The organism is Lactobacillus gallinarum, assembly GCF_002160635.1.
GTDB classification, from domain to species: domain Bacteria; phylum Bacillota; class Bacilli; order Lactobacillales; family Lactobacillaceae; genus Lactobacillus; species Lactobacillus gallinarum.
In genome coordinates this window covers 1-6,045 of sequence record NZ_NFKZ01000055.1, presented here as the reverse complement: position 1 = coordinate 6,045, position 6,045 = coordinate 1, and the positions used below count along the sequence as shown (strand labels likewise).

Genomic DNA, 6,045 nt, shown 5'->3' with positions numbered 1-6,045 from the left:
CATAGCGTCACCGCTATCAGCTTGTGGTTCACTACACTTGGCGACAACTACCCGTGGTCTAGACTTTCACTAGACTAGATGAAATGTCATGCCCGACACACAAGAAAAAGCATCAAGCTGGTACATAGCAGCTTGATGCTTAATCCAATTATTAAATTATAGTTGACTTCTATCAACACGATTTGACAGAGAGCCAATAAAGTGTCCGAAAAATGCGGGTCACTACAAACACCCTTTTAATGGTTGCTTGATTCTATTCATTTACTCTCTATCAACAGGGTTTGACAAAGAGCCGTTTTTCTTAGCTCTACCAAAGAAGCCAACAATCAATGCTACAGCACTACAAGCAATACCAATTAAAACAGATTGGTTTTGCTTTTGACCAGTTTGTGGGAGTGCAGCTGCTTTTGGAGCGGACTTCTTAACAGAAACTTTTTCTACTGAGCCTCTTTCAACCTTAGACTTTGGAGTAGCAACAGTAACTGCCTTAGCAGTATTTACCTTGTTGTGTTCCACTTTGCTCTTGGGTGCTTGAGTTACAGGCTTCTTCTTGTTAACAGCGGTTTTCTTAGCAACATTCTTAGTTACAACATGTTTCTTAGCTTGTGCCTTAAAGAAGCTTTTTACATCGTTTTTTGGCTTAGATGGAGTAACTGTTTCTGAATCAGGGAATGGGGTATTTGATTTAGGTTCACTGAAGTTAGGAGTGGTGATGTTAGGAGTTTGTGGCTGATCTGGAGTTTTATCTTTTGACTTCTCTGGAGTTGGATTAGTATGCTGTTCGTGTTTTACATGTTGTTCATGCTTTACGTGTTGTTCATGTTTTACATGCTCTTCATGTTTCTCATGTTCTTCATGCTTTACATGCTCTTCATGCTTTACATGCTCTTCATGTTTCTCATGTTGTTCATGCTTTACATGCTCTTCATGTTTTACATGTTGTTCATGTTTTACATGCTCTTCATGCTTCACATGCTCTTCATGTTTCTCATGTTCTTCATGCTTTTCGTGTTGTTCATGTTTTACATGTTGTTCATGTTTTACATGCTCTTCATGCTTTACATGCTCTTCATGCTTTTCGTGTTGTTCATGTTTTACATGCTCTTCATGCTCTTCATGTTTCTCATGTTCTTCATGCTTTACATGCTCTTCATGCTTTTCGTGTTCTTCATGTTTTATATGTTCTTCATGCTTTACATGCTCTTCATGCTTTTCGTGTTCTTCATGTTTTACATGCTCTTCATGCTCTTCATGTTTTTCGTGTTTTTCATTATTACTTTGATTACCATTATGATCAATTGGAATTTCTACATAGAAATGTTCTGGATTGTAATCCCAACGGTGTGTTTCGCCACTAACAGTAACACTTTCTGCAATAATATTACCATCAATATTCGCAGAGTTTGTTACTGTAGCGGTTGGAGCCAAAACAGTACCCATATATTCGGGATTAAAGTGAATTTCACCCATAACTGCACCAAAGTTCCAAAGAACTGGATTATTATTTGTATGATTTTCATTATTATTTAATGCGTTATTTGCACCATACTTTAGATGAACGCGCGCATTTATATTTATTTTTAAATCTTTATTACTTTTAATTTCATTTGGAGTAATTACATTAATAATAATGTTCTTCTTACTATTTTCATTTAATCCTTGAATAGTAAATTCATTGTTAGCATTTTCCAGATCCTCAATAGGCATTTGAATAATAATATTGTTACCACTATTATCTACCTCTGCTTTTGAAAGATCATAGGTCATATTCTTTTTACCTTCATTTGGTTGCGCAGCATTTGTGGCAATTACTGATGAGGTTGCCTCATCCTTCATCCATTTTTCCGATTTTTTACCTAAATTTGCAAGTTCACTCTTAATATCGATATAATTTGCGTCTTGTTGAAAATCGGTAGCATTCTTACCACCAACCTCTTCATGATCCTTAGGTCGAACGGCATCTAAAGTATAATCATGACCACCAATTGTAACGTGATATTGGCCACCATTATAATTCTCATCATGTTTAACTAAATTTTCGCCTACAACTATTTTGCTACCGTTATTATTTCTAAAAGCATTTGATCCTAATTGGTTAATTTTCTTAATATAATATATATCAATATTAGTATGATCAACTTCTCGTTTATTTTCACGAGCACCAAAGTCATGACCTGAAAATTCGTTGGCAGCAATATTACCGTTTAAATCGCCGTTTTGGGTTACTTTATCAGCAAAAATATGAAACATTGAAGCAACACCTAATGGATTACTTTTATCAAGATGCTTAGCTACTTCACCCAATGTTGTTTTTTGCTCAGTTCCCTTATCATCTTTAAAGTGAGCTTCTGTTTTATCTTTATAAATACCAGCATTTAATCTAACATCATCTTTTTCTTCACCTGTAGAGGCATCCCCACCATTGACACTTGCACTTTGCGGTTCAATGCTGGGTTTATTATTTTCCTGTTGTTCTTCTGCACCCTCAGAGTTATTAGCTGGTTGAGCACTATTTGAACCATTATTGTTATTATTTGAAGAACCCGTAGTTTTAATTGGTGCAGCATCTAAAGCAGCTCCACTTTGCCCTTGTTCAGCTGCTTGAACTGGGCTAACAAATACATTCATTCCTAATAATAAAGTTGTCGTACCTGCCATTAAAGTCTTTAAATTATTTCTAGTCATGTCTTTTCTAAAATCCTCCTCGCTTCATCTACAGCATTATCAACGTTTTTCTCTTCAGTAACATCTGCTACTATCTTTAATACTTCTGTTGATTTACTTAACTCGTCAGCAACTTAAGATAATGCTTCTTTATCTTGATCAACCAAAGTTAATTTCATTCCAAGACTAGCTGCTTTTGTTGCAATAGCTTTTCCAAAGCCATGGGCTGCACCTGTAATAAACGCTACTTTTCCGTTAAAATCTTTCATTATGGTTGCCTCTTATTGATTATTCAAAATCTACTAATTCAGATAATGGATATCTGCTAGTAGTGATTTCATCCTCGGCATTAAGATCATGCTTGCCAATTGCAATAGCCATTACAGGGATATATTGTTTTGGATCAAGTCCCATAGTTAATGCTGCTTTTGTTGCATCATAGCCAGCCATCGCATTTGTGTCATAACCGTGTTCACGTGCAATTAACATAAATTGCATTGCTGCTAATGATGTATCAACCATTGAGTCAGCTACAAGCATTTGCTGATCTGCTTTTTCATAAAGTGGCATAAAGGTATTCAAAGCTGATTCCATTGCTTCTTTGGTTACTTTCTTAGCTTCATACATGTTGTGCCATAATTGACTGTATTTCTTATAAGCTAAAGTATTACCGAAGAATAGAACGACGGCTGAGCTTTTATCTACTTGTGGGAAGTTGAACTTCATAAAGTACTGATGTAATTTTTCTCTTCCTTCATCAGTATCAACTACGACAAACTTCCAAGCCTGCAAGTTACATGCAGATGGAGCTGTAATTGTTTCTTCCAGCATTTCTTTCATTTCATCACGACTGATCTTTACGCTTGGATCAAATCTGCGTACTGAATGTCTACCAGTTAGAATTTCGTGAAAGTCATTATTTACAATTGCCATAATTAGATCTCTTTTCTATTCACTAATTTGTTACCGCTTTTGCTTATAGTATAATAAATTTAAATCATAAGTATGATCTATTATTGTAACCCAGAGTTAAGTATTTGCTTAACTCTACATAATGCAACTTAACTAAAGGACAAAAACTAATGAATATTCATGAGTACAAGATTTTCTTAGATGTATGCAATACTAAAAATTTTTCCGAAACTGCCAGAAACAACTTTATTACTAAATCAGCAATAATTCAGCATATTAACAAGTTAGAACAAAAACTTGGAATCAAATTATTTGAAAGAACTTCACGTGGAGTAAATCTAACCGATGCTGGTAAAGCATTACAGCCACTAGCTAAAGGGATAATTGAAAAAGAATCAGAAATAATAAAAACAATGCATGATTACTCACATACACTAACCATTGGGACAATCTATCTTGAAAAAACTATTTTAATTAACACCGTGCTTCAAAAAAATAATTCAAAATTAAAGGATTTTAATATCAATTTTCAAGAAGTAAAAAATATAAAAAACGTTGATAACCAGATCGATATCATTGAATACTATGAAATCACCAAGTATTTGGATCATTCCTTTAATTTTCTAAAATTACAAGAAGAACCTATTTACATTGCAATGCCACCTTCTCACCCACTGTCATGCAAATCCAGCATTACACTTAAAGATCTAAGCAATTACACTGTAGCCATTGAAAAAACTGGCATATCAGCTATGGGAGATAAAATCGGCAATATTCTTAAACGCAATCCAAAAATCAATATAAAAAGTTTCGGCGTGTATAATTCATCATTCTTTGCAACAGCTCTATACCATAATTACTTAATGTGCATTCCCAAAGGAATGGCACCAGCGGCCAAACCATACATTGTTAAACCATTAAATATTAAACAAAAGGCATACTATGGAATTTACTATCGAAAAAATCCAAGCAACACAATAAAGCAGTTTTTATCAGCACTATAACTTTCAAGAGCCGCAAAAAGGACCTCATCGAGTTAACCGACGAGGTCTTGGTGCTTAATGCACTCGTAATAAATATGGTTCTATGATAAATCCTGTTGATAGATTTCTATGATATTCTATCAACAGGATTTTTTTGCACAAAAAAAGAAGCCATAGGCCTCTTACATTAATATCCTTTGATACTACTCTTTAGAAATTAAGGTGATTGCTTATGACTTCTCTCAATAATTATATTAAATTTACTCTTAATATTGAAGCAGATAATTTAGAATTCCTTGATACTTCATTAGGGAAATATCGTGGACGTGAGGCCAAATTCTATCATGCTGTTCTTCATCTTGATCATTGTCTTGTTTGTGGCTCTGATCATATTTGGCACAATGGCCATTCTTATTCTAATCTCCGTTATCTTGCTTTAGATGCTAGTCTACCTGTCTTTATCAGAATAGCCAAAGAAAGAATTATTTGCCAAGATTGTCATCATAATTCTATGGCTGAAACTAATTTAGTAAATAAGTATTGTCATATCTCAAATCCAGTGAAAAGAAAGATTATTTCCGCTTTAACTGAAGACATGTCAATGAAAACTATTGCCATCCAAAACTCAGTTTCAACTTGTACTGTTCAACGAATGCTTGAAAAATATCAGACTACTTCTACCCAAGATTATGACTGGCTACCTGAACACTTAGCTTTTGATGAATTCAAAGGTGTGGGTCGTCAGCTTAACTTTATTGCCCTTGATGGTCAGTCTCACCATGTGCTCAAGATTTAAAAAGGATATTCTTAAGTATTTTAAGCACTTTCCAATTACTATTCGTAGGAAGGTTAAAACCGTTACGATGGATCTTAATTACTCCTATGACATAATGGCCAGAGAACTATTTCCTAATGCTCAGATCATTTTTGATCGTTTTCACATCATTCAAATGCTTAACCGTTCATTTAACTCATGTCGTATTCATGTTATGAAGAAGTACCATAAAGGATCACGTGAATATAACTTGCTTAAATATTATTGGAAACTATATTTAAAGCCCTTTGATGATCTTGAAAAGACAAAACCACATTATAAATGGCACCTCAAAGATACACTAACTCAGGAACAAATTGTGACTGATGGACTAGCGCTAAGTGAAGAATCAGAGAATACCTACAATCTTTTACAAGATATTAGTAAAGCCCTAATAAATAAAAATGTTTCTGATCTAAGAAAACTTTTCAACTGTAAAGATACTATAGGTTATCAAATGAACATTACGTTAAAAACCTTTAAACGTTGTCTTCATGATTTGCTTAACGCTGCTAGATTTACTGAATCAAATTAGAAGAAAAAGATGCGATTCTAAATAGAGTAGAGGGAGTTTAATTCTCGCCCCTCTCATTGCACCGGACGTACGGTTCCGTATCCGGCGCTACATTTGTAATTCTTTACGAGATATATAATATTCTAGCGGATCGACCA

General features: G+C 34.4%; 6 protein-coding genes. 3 read left to right on the top strand and 3 right to left on the bottom strand.

Annotated elements, in window-relative coordinates; translation table 11 throughout:
* Positions 1 to 261: 261 nt before the first annotated feature.
* The 3 genes from B5E95_RS11050 to B5E95_RS10105 all read right to left on the bottom strand — a co-directional run bounded on the left by B5E95_RS11050 (position 262) and on the right by B5E95_RS10105 (position 3,597).
* Positions 262 to 2,685 carry an LPXTG cell wall anchor domain-containing protein gene (locus tag B5E95_RS11050; RefSeq protein WP_087236547.1) on the bottom strand — a complete coding sequence of 808 codons (2,424 nt, stop codon included), beginning with the start codon at positions 2,683 to 2,685 and terminating at the stop codon, positions 262 to 264.
* Positions 2,686 to 2,798: 113 nt separating this feature from the next.
* Positions 2,799 to 2,933, bottom strand: coding sequence for an SDR family NAD(P)-dependent oxidoreductase (locus B5E95_RS11045; RefSeq protein ID WP_241146359.1), 135 nt, complete (start codon positions 2,931 to 2,933; stop codon positions 2,799 to 2,801).
* Positions 2,934 to 2,952: 19 nt separating this feature from the next.
* Entirely contained in the window at positions 2,953 to 3,597 is a 645-nt protein-coding gene (locus B5E95_RS10105) for a nitroreductase family protein (RefSeq protein WP_087236545.1), read from the bottom strand.
* 149 nt (positions 3,598 to 3,746) lie between these two features.
* Here B5E95_RS10105 and B5E95_RS10100 point away from each other — a divergent pair, with 149 nt between their 5' ends.
* From B5E95_RS10100 to B5E95_RS11035, 3 genes are all read left to right on the top strand, one after another.
* Positions 3,747 to 4,580, top strand: coding sequence for a LysR family transcriptional regulator (locus tag B5E95_RS10100; RefSeq protein WP_087236543.1), 834 nt, complete (start codon positions 3,747 to 3,749; stop codon positions 4,578 to 4,580).
* A 211-nt stretch (positions 4,581 to 4,791) separates the two neighbouring features.
* Positions 4,792 to 5,355 (top strand): helix-turn-helix domain-containing protein, encoded by a 564-nt coding sequence (locus B5E95_RS11040; RefSeq protein ID WP_241146358.1) that lies wholly within the window; start codon positions 4,792 to 4,794, stop codon positions 5,353 to 5,355.
* Positions 5,279 to 5,908: a transposase gene (locus tag B5E95_RS11035; protein ID WP_338034548.1), complete on the top strand. Its 630-nt coding sequence runs from the start codon at positions 5,279 to 5,281 to the stop codon at positions 5,906 to 5,908. Before B5E95_RS11040 ends, B5E95_RS11035 begins: the two co-directional genes overlap by 77 nt.
* The last annotated feature ends 137 nt before the right edge of the window (positions 5,909 to 6,045 follow it).

Excerpts from the sequence above, each read along its gene's own strand:
- B5E95_RS11050 (WP_087236547.1), bottom strand. The coding sequence starts at position 2,685 with ATGACTAGAAATAATTTAAAGACTTTAATGGCAGGTACGACAACTTTA.
- B5E95_RS11045 (WP_241146359.1), bottom strand. The coding sequence starts at position 2,933 with ATGAAAGATTTTAACGGAAAAGTAGCGTTTATTACAGGTGCAGCCCAT.
- B5E95_RS10105 (WP_087236545.1), bottom strand. The coding sequence starts at position 3,597 with ATGGCAATTGTAAATAATGACTTTCACGAAATTCTAACTGGTAGACAT.
- B5E95_RS10100 (WP_087236543.1), top strand. The coding sequence starts at position 3,747 with ATGAATATTCATGAGTACAAGATTTTCTTAGATGTATGCAATACTAAA.
- B5E95_RS11040 (WP_241146358.1), top strand. The coding sequence starts at position 4,792 with ATGACTTCTCTCAATAATTATATTAAATTTACTCTTAATATTGAAGCA.
- B5E95_RS11035 (WP_338034548.1), top strand. The coding sequence starts at position 5,279 with ATGAATTCAAAGGTGTGGGTCGTCAGCTTAACTTTATTGCCCTTGATG.